This is a genomic window from Actinomyces bouchesdurhonensis (assembly GCF_963540955.1).
Classification (GTDB): Bacteria; Actinomycetota; Actinomycetes; order Actinomycetales; family Actinomycetaceae; genus Pauljensenia; species Pauljensenia bouchesdurhonensis.
In genome coordinates, this window is the sequence record NZ_CAUTSL010000005.1 from 52,637 (window position 1) to 71,630 (window position 18,994).

Sequence of the window (18,994 nt, forward strand, 5' to 3'; positions counted from 1 at the left end):
CGGGTGGGCTTTCCGCTAGCCTGGGAGCGTGTTTGGACGAAGCAAGAACAAGAGCGAGGACGACGCGGCAACCACCGCGGTCGCCTCCACGACTCCCACCGGTAAAAAGGGCCGCCCTACGCCCAAGCGTAAGGCGGCCGAGGCCGCACGCATCCACCCGCTGGTACCCGCCGACCGCAAGGAAGCCAAGCGCGCCGCGAGGGCCGCACGAAACGCCAGATGGGATGCCGAACAGCGTGCACTTCTAACGGGTGACGAGAAGCACCTGCCTGCGCGAGACAAGGGACGCGCGCGGCGCTTCGTGCGCGATTACGTCGACGCGCGCCATTCTTTCGCCGAGTGGGTTCTGGCCTTCATGATGGCAGCCCTGATCTTCCTCATGGCACCATCCATATTCAAGGATGCCGTATCCGAACAGATGCTCATGGTCTTCATCTACGGATCCACGATCCTCATGTACGGCTCCTTCATCGTCACCGGTATTGAGGCCTTCCTCGTGTGGCGAGCGATCAAGACACAGTTCGCACAGAAGCACCCGCGCGAGGACATCCCGCGTGGCACCGGCTACTACGCCTTCTCGCGCATGATTATGCCGCGCCGCTGGCGCTCCCCACGCCCGCAGGTAGCCCGCGGAGAGTTCCCCAAGTAAACTCCTGCCCGTCTTTCCGCGGTCCCACACCCGTCCACAGGGTGTGGGACCGCGGCTTGTGTGTCCACAAGGACGCGTCGCTTACCTCCCCTATCCACAGGGGACTGCACGCGGCTGGTGTTGGCCGAGGCATCGGCGTCATCCTGGAAGAGAAACGGCACCGATGCCGTTTTCGAACGGAAGGACACCCCATGCACGTTTCAGTTTCACTCAGCGCTTTCTCGCAGGTCACAGTCGACGAGGAGGACAGGATCCCAGCCCCGGTCGTCGACGGCGCCGACGAGCCGACACCTCCCGCACACCACTCCACGGTTTCGCCCGAACCAACAACACAGCAAAACCCCCTCGAGGACACAACTGACGACGAACCCGCACGCGAGGGCCTTTATGGGCCGATGCACTGGCTCGACGACCGCCACGTGAGTTCCCTGCTCGCGCCCTACATCTGCGACGGGTGGGATACGGGAGACTACGCACGCTTCGCCGACCTCTCCGGGGCGGACGCACGAACGCTCAGTAGCCTCCTGCCGCCCCTGGCCCGCGAAGACCGTCAGAACAACGCGCCGCGCATCACCGACCTTTTGCGCGCCGCCTCCCGCATCGATGGACTCGCCCTTGACGGCTACGTCATCCGGGCGCCACGCTGGGACGAACGTGTCAGCATCGACACCGTATGCGTGCCAGAAAGCGCGATCATCGCCCAGACGGGACAACCAATTGACGAGACCGCCTTCCCGACCTATCAGCACTGGCTCATTCTCGCCGACGTACTCGGCTTGGACGACGACGCGACTCCACCCGACGACATGCGCATCCTCGCGCGAGACACATCGACCACGCGCTGGTGGTGGGCATGGTGGGACTAATCAACTACCCTTGGAACCATGATCCGACGCGCCTACAACTGGACATTCCGACACTTTATTTCCCGATCCGACCCGGAGCGAGCACACCACCTGGGTCTGGGGGCTATTTCCCTCGCCGGGCGCTTCGCCCCCACGCGCGGACTCATGCGGGCGACCCTGGGATACTTGAATCCCCTACACCGCCCAACTCGCACCATCGGAGGCGTCGAGGTCCCGCTCATGCTGGGTCCCCGTCCCCTGTCCTCTCGTCTGGGCCTAGCCGCGGGAATGGACAAGGATGCCGAAGCCGTCTTGGGCATGTGCGCCCTGGGCTACGCCTTCGTCGAAATCGGCACCGTGACGCCACGCCCTCAGCCGGGCAACGAAGCGCCGCGCCTGTGGCGTCTCATGGAGGAACGGGGACTGCGCAATCGAATGGGCTTCAACAACGCGGGCGCGGACGCGACCGCGAAGAAGCTGCGCGAGCTGCGCGCCACGCCTGCGGGGCGCGCCACCGTCGTCGGGGCGAACATTGGAAAGAACAAACTCACCCCCGAGGCCGATGCGCCCGCCGACTACGAATACTGCGCGCGGGTTTTGGCCCACTGGGTGGACTTCGTCGTCGTCAATGTCTCTTCACCCAACACTCCTGGTTTGCGCGACCTGCAGTCCGTCGACCACCTGCGCCCGATTCTGCAGGCCGCACGCCGCGGCTGCGAGGCCGGCGCCCCAGACCGCGTCATGCCCCTCTTCGTCAAGATCGCACCCGACTTGGCAGACGAAGACATCGTCGCGGTCGTCGAACTCACCAAAGAACTTGGACTGGCAGGAGTCGTCGCCACGAACACGACGATCAACCACGACCTGGGTGAAGGCGGTGTCTCGGGTGCTCCCCTGCTGTCCCGCGCCCTCGAGGTTGTCTCGCTGGTGGCACGCCACCTGAATGACGAGCAAATCCTCATCGGCACGGGCGGCATCTCCTCCCCGGAGGATGCACTGCGCATGATCGGTGCGGGCGCCGATCTGGTCGAGGCTTTCTCTGCCTTCATCTTCGAAGGTCCCTCCTGGCCAGGCGAAGTCTCGCGCGCTCTGCAGCGCGCCTGAGGACGCCATGATCATCGAGCTGACCAGCGCCGATCTGTCCGCCGATCCGCGACTGGATGACTATACGCGCCTCAAAGACGTCAAGCTCCGCTCGAAACTCGAGCCGGAGCGCGGCCTGTACATGGCGGAGTCCACCAACGTCATCGAAAGGGCGTTGCGCGCAGGCCACAACCCGCGTTCCTTCCTCATGTCCAGCCGGTGGCTGCCCACGCTCTCCCCCCTCATCGAAGCTGCGACGGGAAAAGCAGACGGGGCCGACCTGCCCATCTTCGTCGCACCCGAGAACATCCTGGAGCAGATGACGGGCTTCCACCTGCACCGCGGCGCACTGGCCGCCATGCAGCGACCGGTTCTGCCCAGCCTCGAGGAGTTGCTCGCGACGGCTCGAGGAGGAATGCCCGCGCGCCGCGTCGTGGTCTTAGAAGACCTCGTCGACCACACGAACGTCGGCGCGGCCTTCCGCAGCGCCGCCGCCCTGGGCGTGGACGCCGTCCTCGTGACCCCCTCCTGCGCCGATCCGCTCTACCGCCGAGCCGTCCGGGTCTCGATGGGAACCGTCTTCCAGGTCCCCTGGACGCGCCTGGAGACCTGGCCGGCCGGCATCACGACGCTTCAGGAATCCGGCTTCACCGTCGCTTCCCTGGCCCTCTCGGACGATTCCATCTCACTCGACGACTTCGCCACGCTGCCAGCCCTCCAAGGACCGGGCGCCCGCCTGGCAATGGTCATGGGTACCGAGGGCGATGGCCTGGCACGGCGAACCATCACCGCCTCCGACTACACCGTCAAAATTCCGATGGACCACGGGGTAGACTCTCTCAACGTCGCAGCCGCCTCGGCTGTCGTCTTCTGGGCGACGCGCGGCATCGGCGCCTCCTAGCGCCACGCACGCGACGACGCCCTCCCCCTGCGCAGGGACAACAAAACGAGGCCGGAGCTGGTGTCCCAGCCCCGGCCTCGTCGTTGTTGGTCTAACGGGTCAGCTCATAGACTCCACGAGCTGATCGATCACTTGAACGCACTCTTCCCACCCGGACACGGCGCGCGTCGCGTAGCCCGCTGCCATCACCGGGTAGTCGTTGCCCTCGGGGTCCAGGCGGTCCCCGATGAAGAGCATGTCGGACGCGGGGATACCGGTCTCCTCGACCAGCTTGCCCATTCCGTAGGCCTTATCGATGCCGCGCGTCGTGATGTCGACCGAGGTCGAGCCACCCCCACGGACATCCAGCTCCGGCACGTCGGGCTGCACCGCGTCGCGCAGGGCAGCTTTCTTGGTCCCATCCGGATCCCAGGCACGCTTGGCGTCCAGCGGTGCCTCCTGGCCCAGGGCAGAGAAGGTGATCTGCGAGCCGCGGTCCTCGATGATGTTGCCCCACGGATTCTCCTCCCACAGGCCAAGCTCACGAGCGTGGCGCTCCAGGGATTCGATGACGCGGGCGGCTACCTCGGGGTCCAGGTCGTGGGCGTAACGCTCGACCCACGCGCCGTCCTCGAAGCGGTAGTAGCGCGTCCCGCAGGTGGGCATCAGGTGCAGGCGCGAAAGCTCCTCGTCAGAGGCATGGAGGTTATCGAGCACCTGCGTGCGGAACTGCCCCATCTGGCCGCCGGAGATGATGCACACCTCCACGTGGTCCAGCAGGGAGCGCAGCGCCACGTCCATCTGGGGTGGGAGCGGCGACTTCGAGGGGGCCAGCGTATCGTCAAGGTCAAATGCGATAAGCCTCATAGCGTTCCTTCGCGTCGCGCAGAGTCAGCTGGGCTTCAATGGCTTCCTGTGCTGCCTCCGTTTCCTCCTCCGACGGAACGGAGAGGATCTGCAGCATGACGACGGAAGCTACGAGGCCACCCCACACAAGTAGGATCGTGAGGATCATCAGGGCGATAGCGGGAGCAGTCACTGGGCATCTCCTTCAGTCACAGGGGTCTCATCATTGTCACGATCGAGGATCTCAGCAACTGTCGCACGTGCGTCGACAGGACGGTGTTTCCACGGGATAAGCGTGAAGACCAGCGACGCGATGAGGGCCACAGCCACCGAACCCCACCCGAAAATGAGCACGTAACCACTCGGGTACTTGCCGTAGCCGTTGGTCAACAGGTCCACGATGGACATTGCCATCATGATGAAGAGAACGACCGGGATGACGATGCCGACAAGGGGTTCCCATGCCCTGGGCACCTTCACGCTGGACACCGAGTTCAGGTGAGCGCGCAGCACGCCCAGACGGGGACCGGCGACCGCGCACAGGACGGCGAACATGATCGCAGAGGAAACGACACCAATCGAGTTGATGAAGTTGTCGACGATGTCCAGGTTATTCAGGCCCGAGCGCGTTCCGAAGAGAAGCAGCGAAATGACGGTTGCGGGAACGCCGAGAACGAGGGCCGAACGAGCGGGCGACCATCCGAACTTGTCCTGAAGGCCGCCGGAGACTACCTGAAGCAGGGACAGTAGCGAGGTAACGCCAGCCAGAACCAGGGAGGAGAAGAAGAGAACGCCGAAGATCGGTCCGCCGGGCATCATCGAAATAATCTTCGGGAAGGTCACGAAGGACAGGATCGGACCGGACAAGCCCTCGACCTCGGACACGCTGACACCACCCTGGTGAGCCATGAAGCCGACCGCTGAGAACACGCCGATGCCGGCAAGGATCTCGAAGGACGAGTTCGCGAAGCCTGCGACGAGGGCCGTTCCGGTCAGGTTCGACCTGCGCTGCAGGTAGGAAGCGTAGGTCAGCATGATACCGAAGCCCACGGACAGGGAGTAGAAGATCTGCGCGAAGGCGGCCAGCCACACCTTGGGGTCAGCGAGGGCCGCCCAGTTCGGCGTGAAGAAGGCGTTGAGGCCCTCGGTGGCACCGGGCAGGAAAAGTGCACGGACCACGAGCGCCAGGAACAAAATGACAAGGAGGGGCAGGAAGACCTTGTTGGCCGCCTCAACACCCTTGGACAGCCCACGTCCAATCACGAAAAGAACGAGAATCCACACGAGAGTCAGGGGGATCATAACCGCCCACGCGGGCGCCCACGAGAAGGTATCACCAGGGACGACCTGCAGGAAAGTTTCCGTGAAGAAGGTCGTCGGGTCGTCGCCCCACGCGGCGTTCATGGAGTAGATCGTGTACTGCACACCCCATGCGAGGACAGCGCCGTAGTACACCATGATGACGAAGCAAACGAAGGTCTGGAACCAGCCGATGAACTCGCCACCCCCGATGATCTTGCGCAGCGCCCACGGCGGTGAGCCACGGAATTTATGGCCGACTGCATAGTCGAGCCAAAGCATGGGAATGCCGACAAACACCAGTGCGACCAGGTACGGGATCAGAAAGGCGCCGCCGCCGTTGGAGTAAGCGACGCCGGGGAAACGCCAGATGTTGCCCAGGCCGATGGCTGAGCCGATGGCTGCCAGGAGGAAGCCTGTCTGGCCGCTCCATGAGTCGCGCGCGCGGGGCGCGGAGCTGGATGCGGAGGATGACATGAATCGAGTTCCTTGCATTCGTATGTATTTGGGATAATGCTCAGTCAGACTATGGCCGTTGTATCTAAATGTCAGCCACAGTCCACGATATAGACTGTTCTTTTGACCTCTTTTTGCCGAGGCAATGGCGGGTTTGTGGCTGAGTGAGGAGGCACGTTGGCCAAAGTCAGGCACTAGGAAGGCGGACTAGGGGATGAGGCCGAGGCCGTGGAATATCGCGGCTATACCGACGACGACGGGCAACGACGCAAAGGTTGTGACGAGGACGGTTCCCTGGGCGATGCGCTCCCCCGCCCTGGCGCGGGTGGCCGCGATGTAGGCGTTCTGTGCGGAGGGCAGGGCCGCCATGATGGTGACGGACATGAGGGCAGGGCCGGTGAGACCGAGCAGGATTCCGACGCCGCACGCGATCGCGGGTTGAAGGGCAAGCTTGCCGACGATGGCGCAGGCGGTCGCCGCAGCACCCGAGTCGCCGGAGGCTGACCGGCGGTCCACGAGCGAGGCACCGAAAGACAGGAGAATCATCGGGGGCGCGGCAGCTCCCAGCATGGACGTCGACACGTCCACGAGCGTGGGCATCGGCCACCCCACCGCGGAGAACAAGAAGCCGCACACCGCCGCGATGACCATGGGGTTGCGCGCGACGACCCGCGCGATGCCGACCATCGATGGCCGTTGCCCCGACCCCACCAGGTCGGCCAGGACGAAGAACATCGGGGTGAAAAAACCCAACTGAAACACCAGGATGGGAACAACCGCGGAGGCATCGTTCAGCACGTAGACGGCAATCGGGATGCCGATGTACGCGCCGTTATTGAGTGACGAGGCCATGGCCCCCAAGGCGATCTCCCCGCGCGTCAGGCGCAGGAAAAGCCGCGCGACCAGCGCGAAGATGAGCGCGGTCCCGACGCCCGACGCGGCGGCCACAGCGAGCGGAGCGCCAAAGACTCCCGACGTGCCGGTGGAGACGATGGCGTGGAAGAGCATCGCGGGGCTGGCCACCCAATACGTTGCGGACGCGAGGGTGCCGGCGGCCTCCGGCCCGAGCGCGCCCCCGCGGCGAGCCACCCAGCCGACGCCGATGATGAGGGCGATCGACAGGACCGACCAGACGATCGATACCATGCGACAAGGAGACCCGTCAGCGCCAGGAGGCCACGGCCTCGTCGACCTTGGTGAGGGCCGAGGCGATCGCCATGTGCATGTCGAGGTACTGGTAGGAGCCCAGGCGCCCGCCGAAGAGCACGTTCGTCTCCTCTGCCGCCATCTCGCGATACGCCGCGAGCGTCGAGCGGTCCGACGGCGAGGCGATCGGATAGTAGGGCTCGTCGCCGGGACGCGCGAAGCGCGAGTACTCGCGCTGGATGATCGTGTTCGTCGCCCCGCTTCGGTCACGCTCGGGGTGCAGGTGGGCGAACTCGTGAATGCGCGTAAAGGGCACGTCGCGATCCGAGTAGTTCATGACCGAGCAGCCCTGATAGTCGGGCACGTCCACGACCTCGGTCTCGAAATCGAGGGTGCGCCAGCCGAGCTGGCCGGCCTCGTAGTCGAAGTAGCGGTCGATGGCGCCCGTGTAAACGACCGGCACCTGGCCGACTGTCGCTGCCTTCGAGAACGGCGAAGACTCATCGAAAAAGTCGACGCCCGTGTGCACGGTAATGCGCGGATGGTCGACCATGTTCGCGATCCACGCGCCATAGCCGTTTAGGGGCAGGCCCTCGTAGCGATCCTGGAAGTAGCGGTTTTCGTAGGTGAATCGCACGGGCAGGCGCGTGATGATGGAGGCGGCCAGCTCACGCGGGTTGGTCTGCCACTGCTTGGCCGTGTATCCCGCGATGAAGGCGTCGTAGAGGGGGCGGCCAATCAGACTGATGGCCTTCTCCTCGAGGTTGCCGGGTTCTCCCGTGATCTCGGCAGCCTGCTCCGCGATGAGCGCGCGAGCCTCAGCCGGCGAATAGGCGGCTCCGAAGAACTGGTTAATCGTGCCCAGGTTGATGGGCAGCGGGTAGACGACGCCTCGGTAGTTGGCGTAGACACGGTGACGGTAGTCGTTGAAGGCGGTGAAACGGTTGACGTACGACCAGACCCGCTCATTCGAGGTGTGGAAGAGGTGGGTGCCGTAGCGGTGCACCTCGACGCCGGTGGCTTCGTCGATCGACGAGTAGGCGTTGCCTCCGATGTGTTCGCGACGCTCAATGACGGTCACGTTCATGCCGAATCGCTCCGCAGCCTCGCGGGCGAACGTCAGGCCAAAGAAGCCCGATCCAACAACGAGCAGATCCACGCCACTCCCCTTTCACGGTCGTCAGGTCAATGGTAGCGGTCGCCGCTGCCGGGCGCTCCGTCATGTGATCGACGAGGCCGGGGTGTGGACTCGCGCGGGCGGCGCGACTGCGCTCGCATATCCTTGTTTCTATCAGCTGATACGCGAGGGAGGATCGGTTCATGGTGCGCATCGCCGTCGTGGAGGACGAGGCGCCCTCGCGTCAGCTCCTGGCCGATTACCTCGCGCGCTACAGCGAGGCGAACGGCGTCTCTTTCGACGTCACCTACTTCAAGGACGGCGGAGCCATCATCGGTGACTACAAGCCGGTGTACGACATCATCCTCATGGACATCCAGATGACGCACGTGGACGGCATGGCCGCAGCGCGCGCGATCCGCGAGGTCGACCAAGAGGTCGTCCTCGTGTTCATCACGTCCGCCGCGCAGTTCGCGATCCACGGCTACCAGGTGGGGGCACTCTCCTACCTCATGAAGCCGCTGCCCTGGTTCGGGTTCTCTCAAGAGTTCTCCCGGTGCCTCGAGGCCGTCGCCAAGCGGCGCGGAGCCTCCGTCCTCCTGCAGTCGGGCACGTCGACACACCGCATCGACGTCGCCGACATCGTCTACGTCGAGTCGATCAAGCACCGCCTGGACGTCCACACGACCTCGGGTACCTACTCCATCACCTCGTCGCTCAAGGCGATGGAGGCTCAGCTCGACGGACACGATTTCTTCCGATCAAACTCCTGCTACCTCGTGAACCTCGCCCACGTGCACGGCGTCGCCGACCAGGAGTGCCTGATGACCGGCGGGGAGCGCCTGCGCATCTCCCGGCCTCGTAAGAAGGCGTTCATGAGCGCGCTGGCAAGCTTCGCGGGCGGGATCCACTGACGTGTTCGAGTCCCTGCCCGACATCCCGCGTCTGTTCACTGCGCTCGCCGAGTGGGGCGCCGCCCTCGTGTACGTTTTCGTCGTTGCACGCTCAGCATCCTCCAACACGCTGAATCCACACGCTGCCGTCCCCCGCTGGCGTCTTGCTACCGCCGCGATTGGTGGCCTCGTGGTGCTCATCGGGGCACAGGAGCTACTCGGTCGCGCTCCCCTGCCCCTGTGGGTCCCGGGCATGATGAGCGCGTACGCGCTCATGTGGTGCGTCATCCGCGTGGGCACCGCCCTGGACTGGCGCTGGGTGACGCACATGAGCGCACGCGCCTTCATCGTCGCAGAGCTCGCCGCCTCCCTGGCCTGGCAGGTCGTCGTCTACTCCCACGCCGACAAGCCCTTCTGGCACCCCGCATCCCTCTTCGGATACGCGGCGATCTCAGCGACATGCCTGGCCGTCGTGTACGTCTGTGAACGTCGCGTTGTTCGCCAGGGGGCGCTGCCCGTTCTCCGTTTCGCGGACCTCGCCTCCTGCGTGTTTATCGGCATCGCCATTTTTGCCCTGTCCAACCTCAGTTTTATCTCGACGGCAACGCCCTTCTCTGGGCGCGCAGGCTGGGAGGTCTTCTACATCCGCACGCTTGTTGACCTGGCGGGCTATGCGATCCTCTTCGCCCAGTTTGAGCGCATCCAGCAAAGCGCGACCGAGCGCGAACTGGCATCCATCCAGGCCTCGCTGGATGCCCAGCACCACCAGTACCTGGCCGCTAAGGAAGACATGGAACAGGTGGCGCGCGCCCACCACGACCTCAAGCACCAGGTCGAGGCAATTCGAGCGGAGCTGGACCCAGAGCGCGCCGCTGCGGCCTTCGCGGAACTCGAGTCCTCCATCGAGCAGATCGGGCAGCAGTACCACAGTGGCAATGCGGTCCTCGACGTCATCCTCACGACGAAGGGCCGCGCGTGCGCTGCGGCGGGCATCAACTTCACTGCGGTCGCCGACGGCGCCCTGCTGGGATCCATGTCGTCGATGGACATCGCCACACTCTTCGGCAACGCCCTCGATAACGCGATCGAAGCCTCGCGCCGCGTCGAGGACCCGGCCAAGCGTCTGATCAAACTCGCACTGTTCCGTCAGGGTCAGATGGTGATCATCCGGGTCGACAACTGGTTCGACGGCCGCCTCAACACAGACGCCGGCGGGCGCCTGACAACGATCAAACCCGACACTATCCGACACGGCTGGGGCGTCAAATCCATCCAGTGGACAGCCCGCACGTACGGCGGCCAGGCCGTCACGGACGTAGCAGACCACTGGTTCACGCTGACGGTGCTTCTCCCGTCCACAAATGCCCAGGAGGACGAATGACGATCATAGACACCCCCCGCCTGCGCTTACGGCCCTGGAACGATATGGACGCACCGGGGCTCTACGAGCTGGCCCGCGATCCCCGCATCGGGATGCTGTGCGGATGGAAACCCTTCGAGCGCATCGACGATGCACACGAGGCGTTGTCGACCGTCCTGGCGGCACCCGACAGCTACGCGGTGACGCTCGGATCGACCGGTGAAATCGTGGGCTCGATCGCGCTGCGCATTGACACAGACTCCCCCGAGGCAACCGTCGCCGACATCGGATACTGGATCGGCGCACCCTACTGGGGCAACGGATACGCGACGGAGGCGGGACACGCCATCATTGAGCGCGCGCGTGAGCTGGGCGTCGAGACGATCATCTTGAAATACTTCGACGGAAATGACGCCTCGCGAAGGGTCTCAGAAAAACTCGGCTTTGCATGGCGCAAGCGCGAGGAGGACGTGGAATACCCTCTCATCGGCAAGCGCCTGACCGTCCATTGGACGGAGCTGGTGCTCGCCGGGCGCTGACGGCGTCCCTTAGTTGAAGCCGAGGACAGCCGCCGCGACCCTGTAGCCACCGCGAACGACCTTCGGGGAGGCGTGGCGCACGAGGCCAGCGAGCAGGTCCTGGCGCAGGCGATCCGTGGCCTCGGGGTTGATCTGGTCCATGGTCTCCCAGATCTTCTCCTTGAGCGCGAGGTGTTCGGGCGTGCCCGACAGCTGCGCCATGACCGAGCAGACCACGGCGTTGATACGCAGGTAGTGGACCATGTAGCGCCACAGCTTGGCCTCGACGTCGGCGCGCGGGGGCAGCGCACGAGTCATGGCCTCGTTCACCCGCGCGAGCTGATCCAAGCGCGTGATCATGACCTTCTCGTTGACGGACTGATCGTCGCGACCGATGAAGTAGTGGTACAGGTCCACGTCCAGGTAGCGGATCGTGGAAATGTAGGGCAGCGGCACGAACGAGTAGAGATAGTCCACGTAGAAGGTGTGTTCAGGCATGACCAGGCCGGACGCGCGCACGACCTCCGTGCGCATCGTCAGGGCGTGCATCATGAGGTACTGGTCGTAGCGACACCGGCCCAGGTCCGCCCAGCCGAATGTACGGCCTCGAGGCAAGACGTTGCGATAGCGGATGACGGCCTTGTGCGCCTTGCCCTGCTTGTCGTACACGTAGTTGGTGACAAGCAGGTCGAGGTCACGCCCAGCCTCGCGCTCCTCACGCAGGACGTCGAGCACGGCATTCGTGGCGCGGCGGTCCAGCCAGTCATCGGAGTCGACGACACGCACATGCGTCCCGGTGGCGGCGGCAAGCCCGGCATTCACGGCGCCGCCATGCCCCTTGTTCTCCTGGTGGATAACCCTCACTGAGGGGTAGCGTGCGGCCCATTCGTCGGCGATCTGGGCGGTGTTGTCCTTGGAACCATCATTGACGATAATCGTCTCGAGTTCGTCGCCGTATCCGACAAGTGTGGTCAGCGCCCGGTCGAGGTAGTCCTCGGAGTTGTAAGCGGGTACGATCACCGTTAGCAGCGGCGCGCTCATGGCGTCTCCTCTCGTGAAGTCTGCCAGTAGTCTACTGTGCGTCGCTGGCCTGCGCGTCCTCCTTCGAGGGGTCCTGCTTGAAAATCACCTTAAAGATGGGGAAGAACACCCAGAAGGAGATAGCTGCGTTGATGATCATCGTGACCACATCCGCAATGGTTTCACCACCCGACCCCATCGCCGAGATCGCCCAGGCGTAGATCGGGTCCTTGTAGAGAACCTGAAGGGCGGCAGCGGCAATCGTGATGACGACGTAGGCGACCGCGTACCAGAAGGCCGCCTTGCCCACCGACGAGTTGGATTTGAAAGTGACGTTGCGCTGGGCGAAAAAGTTGATGACCTGCGCGATCAGCAGGGTGATTTCGACCGCCAGGAAGTAAGCGAGTCCCCCGCCACCGCCGGTCGACAAGGCACCCGCTGGATAGTCAAAAAGGAAGACCGTGTGTCCGTGCGAGACGCCGACGGGTAGGAACTGGAAGGGCGTGTCGACGAGGCTCGTGTGCGCGAACGCCGCCTTGAACGCCGGCATGAGGATCAGCTGCAGCACCGTGATGCCGTTAGAGAGGATGAAGAAAACGATGAACTGGGCGACCGTCGTATGCTTGGTTTCAAAGTTTTTCCACCAGCGGGAAAGAGCCTGCATGAGTGTTCCTTTACGTCAGTTCGGAGTAACGAGGCTGGGGTCGCCTCATCGGGCCTGGTCGAGTTCACGCTGGGTCGCCTTGTTGGCCCGCGCGTTGGCGATGTAACGAATCACGGTACGTGTCACACCGCGCAAGAAGTGACCGTTGATCACCTCGACGACGGCATCGATCATGTCTGCGCTCACCGCTCCATTGGTGAACTTGGCGATCGACCCCAGCGGCATGTTCAGCGCGAAGTGGACGTTGAGGTCGGGATCGCCCTTGGCATCTGCCTTGGCTTTGTCTGCGTGGAGTTTGCGGCCTGCCAGGCGCGCGAGCCAGCTCTTGGCGCGGATCAGCTCTGACATTGGGTCGGACGCGGTGATCTCATCCGTCGGGTGAGCGGTGGGGATGGTGCGGCCGAGGAGAACTGCGAACTCCCCGTTGGTGATGCCCGCGACGTCGGCGCTCAGATAGTGGCCGAGGGCCGGGTCGATTGGCGAGGGCGTGGTTCCTTCGACGTCGAGGGTGGCGCTCAGCGGTGTGTCCTCCACATTGGGCCCGACGTAGATTGTCCACGTCCCGGCCTCGGTCTCCCATGCGCCGCGCGAGGTCTCCCAGTGGCGGAAGGTGTAGCGATCGAAGGGGATGGTGACGCGCACCGACCCACCGGCGGGAACCTCCACCTTGGCGAAGCCCTTGAGCTCGCGGGCGGGGCCGAACACGCCGCCGGGAGCGCTCACGTAGAGCTGGACGACGTCAGCGCCGTCTCGCTCGGACGTATTGGTGACCGTCAGGGTCGCGCCCTCCTGGTCCACCTCGAGATCGGAGTATTCGAAGCGCGAGTAGGACAGTCCGTAGCCGAAGGGGAAGGCGACGTCGATGCCCGCGGTCGTGAAGTAGCGGTAGCCGACGAAGGGGCCTTCGCGGTAGTAGGACAGCGGGCCGGTTGCCGGGTACCAGGCGGCCGTCGGATGGTCTTCGTAGGACCGCGCGTAGGTTTCGGCCAGGCGCCCCGAGGGATTCACGGCGCCGGTGAGGACGTCGAGCATCGCGGCGGCCCCTCCCTGCCCGGTCAGGTAGCCGTTGACGAGCGCGGGTACCGAGCCGGCCCACGGCATTTCGACGCTGGCACCGCCGGTCAGGACAACGACGGTATGCGGATTGGCGGCCACGACGGCCTCGATGAGTCGATCCTGTCCCTCGGGCAGGCGCATGTGGGGCCGGTCCAGCCCCTCGGATTCAGCGAGCTCGTCAAGGCCCACGTAGACGAGCGCAACGTCGGCACTCTTCGCGAGGTCCACGGCCTCGGCGATGAGAGCGTCGCTCGTTCCCCCGTGGCGCTCATAACCGCGGGCGTACCCTGCCGCAACGAGGCCTCGGGCATCCTCTCCCTGCGCCTCGAGCAGCTCACGCGGAGCCTCGACGCGCGTGGGGTTGACCTGGGAGGAACCCGATCCCTGGAAGCGCGGCGTGTCAGCGAGATCGCCGATGAGGGCGACACGCGTGCCGGCGCTCAGAGGCAGGAGATCGTCCTCGTTGCGCAGGAGCGTGATCGCCTCGGAGGCGATGCGCGTGGCCAGCTTGTGGTGCTCATCGACGTCGTAGGGCGTGGGAGCGGGCAGGCCGGCGCTCGCGGAGGCGACGTTCACAACCTCCTGGGCGCGCGCGTAGACGTCGGACGCCTCGAGCTCCCCGGCCTTGACGGCAGCGACAATGCGGCGAGCATCCTCCAGGCCGGGTGCGGGCATCTCAAGGCTTCCACCTGCTCGAACAGCGCCGACAGCATCGGTGCATCCTCCCCAGTCGGAGACGACCATGCCGTCAAACCCCCACTCGTCGCGCAGGATGTCGGTAAGCAGGTGCCTATTCTCGTGGGCATGGGTACCGTTCACGAGGTTGTAGGAGCTCATGATCACGCGCGGCCCCGCGTCCCGGCACACGATCTCAAAGCCAGTCAGGTAGATTTCGCGCATCGTACGCTCGTCCACGATCGAGTCCGACGCCATGCGACGCAGCTCCTGAGAGTTCACTGCGAAGTGCTTGGGGCAGGCGGCGGTTCCCGTCGACTGAATGCCATCGACGAGACCCGCAGCCATGCGTCCGGCAAGGATCGGGTCCTCGGAGAAGTACTCGAAGTTACGTCCACACAGGGGTGAACGCTTGATGTTCAGGCCCGGACCGAGCAGGACATCCACGCCGAGGCCGCGCGCCTCCAAGCCCAGCGCCTCGCCCATCTCGCGCGCCAGGTCCGGGTCCCAGGTCGCCGCGAGCGCGGAGGCCGTCGGGAAGCAGGTCGCCTTCTCGGACTCCGCGATGCCCAGGTGATCCGCATCACCGAGCTGGCGGCGCACGCCGTGGGGGCCATCGCTCATGACGAAGGAGGGGACGAGAGCTGCGGGGATCGCGCGCGAGTCCCAGGCGCTGGCACCCGACAGAAGGGCTGCCGCCTGCAGGAGGGTGAGGTCATTGGCGTCCGTCAGTGCTGCGTCTTCCATCGGCGTGAACTGCCTTTCGTGCTCGGCCCGATCTTGGTTCTTCTAGTGTGGCTTGCCGACGGAGACAATGATCGACTGTCGGCACGATTTGTCGTTTCGGGGCCGTATTTTGCGTCCCTGGTTGCGATCCGGCTGGGCTACCATGTCACTATGCGACACAATGACGAGGTCAATTACCAGCAAGACGAAGACGCCATTCCTCACGCTGTATTCGTCGACGTGGATGGCACGCTGTGCGACTCTCGTCAGCGTGTACCCGATTCTGCCGCATCAGCACTCGCCCAGGCGCGCGAGAACGGTCACCGTCTCTTCATCTGCACGGGACGGTCAGTTCCGGAGGTCTACCCGCGCTTCATCGACCTGGGCTTCGAAGGCATCGTGGGCGGTGCTGGGGGATACGTAGCCGTGGGCGAAACCGTCCTGCTTGACGAGCGCATGCCCGCCGAGCACGTCCGAGTCCTCACCGCCCTGTGGGAGGACCTCGATGCCTTCTATGTATGGCAGGGTCCCGACCAGATGGGGCCCTCCGAGGGGTACCTCGACTTTTTCGTGCCGCGGGCAGGCATCTCACCGGAGGACTGGATCGAGTACGCTACGTCGATCACGCCTTTCATCGTCGACATTGAGAGCGGGTCTTTCACCAAGGTAACGGCCTACGTTCCCCCGGAAAATGCCTCCGTGGAACGGGTGAACGCGGCACTGCCACCCGGCTACCGGGCGATTATCGGATCCGTGGGTGCTGCCGGTTACGTCCCCTTCGAAGTCCTCCCCACCCACCTCTCCAAAGCAGTAGGAATCGAAGCTGTCTGCGAGCACATCGGCATCCCCCTGTCGCGCTCCGTGGCCATCGGAGACTCCAATAACGACGTCGAGGCCGTGGCTCGTGCCGCGGTTGGTATCAGTATCGGCAACGGGTGTGAGGCCCTCGTCAACGTCGCAGACATCGTCGCTCCTGTGGTCGCCGACGACGGCCTCGCCTGGGCTTTAGCCGCCGCCGGACTCATCAACGAGGCCTCGAACCCTGCCTAGGCCTCGGCGATGACGCATGACCTCCACCCTGCGAACCTGGCTCAGTCACCCCCTCACGCGTAACTCAGCCTTCATGCACTTGTGGGGCGGCCAAACCGCCGCACAAGTGGGCTTCCAGGTGGGTACGCTCGCCACGTCGGCGATCGCGATCACGGTTCTGCACGCGAGCGAGACGCAGATCGGAGTACTTTCCGCGCTGCAAACGCTCGCATTCCTCCTCGTCGGGCTGCCGGCGGGCGCGTGGGTGGACGGGTGGCGCAAGCGCCAAGTCATGATCGTAGCCAACCTCGCGCGCATTGGCGCCTTAGTGTCGATTCCCCTCGCCTACGTCTGTTGCTCCCTGACCCTGGCCCACCTGATGGTAGTCACGGCTACTCTAGGTTTGTCCACCGTTTTCTTCGATGTCGCCTATCAGTCTTACGTGCCACTCATCGCCTCTAAGCAATACATCGGAGCAGCAAACGGTCGCCTTGAAGCCTCCTACCAGGTGGGCCGTGCAGGAGGACCAGGCCTGGGTGGGTGGCTGCTCGGCGTGGTCGCTCCTCCCCTGGTCTACCTGGCCACCGCCGCCACCTACGTCACCTCTACGTGGGCCATCTGGCATATCTCGACTCAGGAGCCTGTCCCCAAACCCACTGGTGCCACGCTCATCGCGCAGATTCGCGAGGGACTGGCGTTCGTGCGCGGCCAGCGTCTACTTTTTCCCCTCTTTTCTTGCATCGCTATCGCCGCCTTCGCCAGCGCAGGCATCCAGGTCCTGCTCCCACTCCTGGTCCTGAGAACCCTTTGCATGAGCGCCACACAGCTCGGTCTCTTACTGAGTGCCGGCGCCGTCGGTGGAATCCTCGGAGCACTCACTCGCCCCGCGTGGATTGCCCACCTAGGCATTGGACGATGCATCGTGATCACCAACATCGCCGGGGTCGCTATCCTGGCTGTCCAGCCAGCCGCCGTTCACGTGCCTGACTGGGCCTCATGGATCATCGCGGCCTCGGGTATCGTCTCCTCCTACTTTCTCACCATCTACAACATCACCCAGATGAGCCTGCGCCAAGAGATCTGCCCGCCCGACATGCTCGGGCGCATGAACGCGATCTTTCGATTCGCGGTCTGGGGTGTCATGCCGCTAGGTTCCCTGGCCTCCGGTGTCGTTGCGTCCTGGATAGGGGTCGAAGCCGCTATGACTTCCTTTATCGCCCTGGCGATCGCGGCTGGAGTCGCCATGTGTTTCACTCCAGCTGCACGCATTCGAGGCGCCAGCGCAGATCCGGTGGTCTCATAATGTGATGCGCGTCGAGGCTTGTTTGGTGCCACCACCGCATGCTCCGCGATACCATATATGTGAGACAAGCCGCATACGCCAAAGGAGGACACTATGAGCACCGCAACGACCATTGTCGAGGCCCTGGGCGGCTGGAAGAATATCTCCAACCTCGAAGCGTGCATCACTCGTATTCGCCTGGACGCGGCGAACACCGACCTCATCGACGAGGCCGCGCTGCGTGCCGCGGGAGCCTTCGACGTTGTGATCGTCGGTGATGCAGTGCAGGTCGTCATGGGACCCGATTCCGAAGACCTCGTTGATGAGATGCTCGCGAGCCGGTGACGCTTAGCGTTCGTGCGCCCTTCGCAGCACGTATCGTACCTCTGAGTGAGGTACCCGACCCTGTGTTTGCGAGCGGCGTCGTCGGGGGCGGCTGTGCGCTCGTTCCACAGGCCGGGACAGGATGCCTAACGGTGTGCTCCCCCATCGACGGCGTCGTCACCAAGCTCAAGCCACACGCCGTCATCGTTACCTCCACGAGAGGCATGTCGATCCTCATCCACCTCGGGATCGACACAGTGAGCCTGCACGGCAAAGGGTTTGCCGCCCTCGTCGATGAGGGGGAGATCGTGCCGGTAGGTCAGCCGCTCATTCACTGGGACCTCGCACCCGCGCGCGAAGCATCGTTGTCTCCCCACGTACCCGTCATCGTTGTCAGTGTACCCAGCCCAACGATTGCCAGTCGGGCGACTCCCGGCGACTGCGCTGCGCTCGACCTGCTGTTCACGGCCTCGACTTCCGGTGAGTAGCTCCTCCGTCGGCGATGGGATGAGATCAATCGGATTATATGACAAAACGTGTTGGTTTTGTTCCGATTTTTCGGTGTGCTGGTGAGCTATCGGCCAGGTCAGCCGCATTAGTTCCGGGGCGATGCAGCGTGGTGTGTTCGTGGCGTGGCTGGTGAGGCGTCGGCGTCAGGCGGATGTGCCTGGGGGCGCTCGCCTTCGGGCACTGAGGGCCGTTGTGTCGGCTGGGCACGTCGGTGTGTCCCGCCATTGATACCGTCGCGAGTCGTCGCGTGCGATCGCGTCTGTTGGGGTCTGGTGGTTCGCTGGGCAGCGAGGCGGACGCCGTCATCGTTGGCGGCATCCACCGGGCGGAACCCCGACACGTCGGCGGCGCCCCCGGCAGTGCCGCCAAGCTCCCTGTTGAGCGGGCTCTCTTGATTGGGCAGGCGATTGTCGTGGGGTTTGTGCGGCGCGAATCTCAATCGTTAGTATTGCGATGTTTGTGGGCGCGGTCGAGCGTTTACTGGCTCTTCGCATTTTGGGGTGTGGGGGGTGGTGTTGGCATGGGGTCGGGGCCTGCCCGATGATTGAGGTTGCGACACTTTGGGGTTAGGCTTGTGTTGTTGACACTTCGTTAAGCGGGTGTGTGTGCCTGCGGA

Annotated in this window: 18 protein-coding genes and 1 pseudogene; 11 read left to right on the forward strand and 8 right to left on the reverse strand. The window is 64.2% G+C overall.

All coding sequences use genetic code 11. From position 1 onward, the window contains the following. Window positions 1-28: 28 nt before the first annotated feature. From RYL44_RS01810 to RYL44_RS01825, 4 genes are all read left to right on the forward strand, one after another. Window positions 29-649, forward strand: a complete 621-nt coding sequence (locus RYL44_RS01810; protein WP_073983176.1) for a DUF3043 domain-containing protein — start codon at window positions 29-31, stop codon at window positions 647-649. Window positions 650-840: 191 nt separating this feature from the next. Next, on the forward strand, window positions 841-1,515 hold the full coding sequence (locus tag RYL44_RS01815; RefSeq protein ID WP_276740635.1) for a hypothetical protein: 675 nt from the start codon (window positions 841-843) through the stop codon (window positions 1,513-1,515). Window positions 1,516-1,533: 18 nt separating this feature from the next. After that, window positions 1,534-2,598, forward strand: a complete 1,065-nt coding sequence (locus RYL44_RS01820) for a quinone-dependent dihydroorotate dehydrogenase (protein WP_314974892.1) — start codon at window positions 1,534-1,536, stop codon at window positions 2,596-2,598. A 7-nt stretch (window positions 2,599-2,605) separates the two neighbouring features. Then, window positions 2,606-3,478, forward strand: a complete 873-nt coding sequence (locus RYL44_RS01825) for a TrmH family RNA methyltransferase (protein ID WP_073983174.1) — start codon at window positions 2,606-2,608, stop codon at window positions 3,476-3,478. A gap of 99 nt (window positions 3,479-3,577) precedes the next feature. Here RYL44_RS01825 and RYL44_RS01830 read toward each other — a convergent pair whose 3' ends face one another. The 5 genes from RYL44_RS01830 to glf form a co-directional block, all read right to left on the reverse strand. Continuing rightward, on the reverse strand, window positions 3,578-4,324 hold the full coding sequence (locus RYL44_RS01830; protein WP_073983173.1) for an HAD-IIB family hydrolase: 747 nt from the start codon (window positions 4,322-4,324) through the stop codon (window positions 3,578-3,580). Further along, the gene (locus tag RYL44_RS01835; RefSeq protein WP_073983172.1) at window positions 4,305-4,496 is read right to left on the reverse strand and encodes a methionine/alanine import family NSS transporter small subunit; all 192 of its coding nucleotides are present in this window, start codon (window positions 4,494-4,496) and stop codon (window positions 4,305-4,307) included. The genes RYL44_RS01830 and RYL44_RS01835 overlap by 20 nt, the downstream gene beginning before the upstream one ends. After that, on the reverse strand, window positions 4,493-6,079 hold the full coding sequence (locus tag RYL44_RS01840; protein ID WP_073983171.1) for a sodium-dependent transporter: 1,587 nt from the start codon (window positions 6,077-6,079) through the stop codon (window positions 4,493-4,495). The genes RYL44_RS01835 and RYL44_RS01840 overlap by 4 nt, the downstream gene beginning before the upstream one ends. A 186-nt stretch (window positions 6,080-6,265) precedes the next feature. Then, a complete protein-coding gene (locus tag RYL44_RS01845; protein ID WP_314804873.1) occupies window positions 6,266-7,204 on the reverse strand; it encodes an AEC family transporter in 939 nt (312 codons plus the stop codon). 16 nt (window positions 7,205-7,220) lie between these two features. Then, on the reverse strand, window positions 7,221-8,363 hold the full coding sequence (gene glf, locus RYL44_RS01850; protein ID WP_314974893.1) for a UDP-galactopyranose mutase: 1,143 nt from the start codon (window positions 8,361-8,363) through the stop codon (window positions 7,221-7,223). A 161-nt stretch (window positions 8,364-8,524) separates the two neighbouring features. Between glf and RYL44_RS01855 the strand changes: the two genes are divergently transcribed. The 3 genes from RYL44_RS01855 to RYL44_RS01865 are packed head-to-tail and all read left to right on the forward strand — an operon-like array spanning window position 8,525 to window position 11,113. Next, the gene (locus tag RYL44_RS01855; RefSeq protein ID WP_314974894.1) at window positions 8,525-9,235 is read left to right on the forward strand and encodes a LytR/AlgR family response regulator transcription factor; all 711 of its coding nucleotides are present in this window, start codon (window positions 8,525-8,527) and stop codon (window positions 9,233-9,235) included. A 1-nt stretch (window position 9,236) separates the two neighbouring features. Further along, the gene (locus tag RYL44_RS01860) at window positions 9,237-10,595 is read left to right on the forward strand and encodes an ATP-binding protein (RefSeq protein ID WP_314974895.1); all 1,359 of its coding nucleotides are present in this window, start codon (window positions 9,237-9,239) and stop codon (window positions 10,593-10,595) included. Beyond that, a complete protein-coding gene (locus RYL44_RS01865; RefSeq protein WP_314974896.1) occupies window positions 10,592-11,113 on the forward strand; it encodes a GNAT family N-acetyltransferase in 522 nt (173 codons plus the stop codon). The genes RYL44_RS01860 and RYL44_RS01865 overlap by 4 nt, the downstream gene beginning before the upstream one ends. A 9-nt stretch (window positions 11,114-11,122) precedes the next feature. On the opposite strand, the gene RYL44_RS01870 is transcribed toward RYL44_RS01865, so the two are convergent. Genes RYL44_RS01870 through RYL44_RS01880 form a run of 3 tightly spaced genes read right to left on the reverse strand, consistent with a single transcriptional unit; the run spans window position 11,123 to window position 15,254 of the window. After that, the gene (locus RYL44_RS01870; RefSeq protein ID WP_314974897.1) at window positions 11,123-12,133 is read right to left on the reverse strand and encodes a glycosyltransferase family 2 protein; all 1,011 of its coding nucleotides are present in this window, start codon (window positions 12,131-12,133) and stop codon (window positions 11,123-11,125) included. Window positions 12,134-12,164: 31 nt separating this feature from the next. Continuing rightward, on the reverse strand, window positions 12,165-12,776 hold the full coding sequence (locus tag RYL44_RS01875) for a hypothetical protein (protein WP_314974898.1): 612 nt from the start codon (window positions 12,774-12,776) through the stop codon (window positions 12,165-12,167). A 45-nt stretch (window positions 12,777-12,821) separates the two neighbouring features. After that, window positions 12,822-15,254, reverse strand: a complete 2,433-nt coding sequence (locus RYL44_RS01880) for a glycoside hydrolase family 3 C-terminal domain-containing protein (protein WP_314974899.1) — start codon at window positions 15,252-15,254, stop codon at window positions 12,822-12,824. Window positions 15,255-15,404: 150 nt separating this feature from the next. On the opposite strand from RYL44_RS01880, the gene RYL44_RS01885 reads away from it, so the two are divergent. The 4 genes and pseudogenes from RYL44_RS01885 (at window position 15,405) to RYL44_RS01900 (ending at window position 18,356) form a co-directional block, all read left to right on the forward strand. Further along, window positions 15,405-16,283, forward strand: coding sequence for an HAD hydrolase family protein (locus RYL44_RS01885; RefSeq protein ID WP_314770589.1), 879 nt, complete (start codon window positions 15,405-15,407; stop codon window positions 16,281-16,283). 16 nt (window positions 16,284-16,299) lie between these two features. Next, window positions 16,300-17,565: an MFS transporter gene (locus RYL44_RS01890; protein ID WP_200783480.1), complete on the forward strand. Its 1,266-nt coding sequence runs from the start codon at window positions 16,300-16,302 to the stop codon at window positions 17,563-17,565. A 90-nt stretch (window positions 17,566-17,655) separates the two neighbouring features. Next, window positions 17,656-17,889, forward strand: a pseudogene (locus tag RYL44_RS01895) (PTS transporter subunit EIIB); the annotation flags it as partial. Further along, window positions 17,886-18,356: a PTS sugar transporter subunit IIA gene (locus RYL44_RS01900; protein WP_314974900.1), complete on the forward strand. Its 471-nt coding sequence runs from the start codon at window positions 17,886-17,888 to the stop codon at window positions 18,354-18,356. The pseudogene RYL44_RS01895 and the gene RYL44_RS01900, both read left to right, overlap by 4 nt. Window positions 18,357-18,994 lie beyond the last annotated feature (638 nt).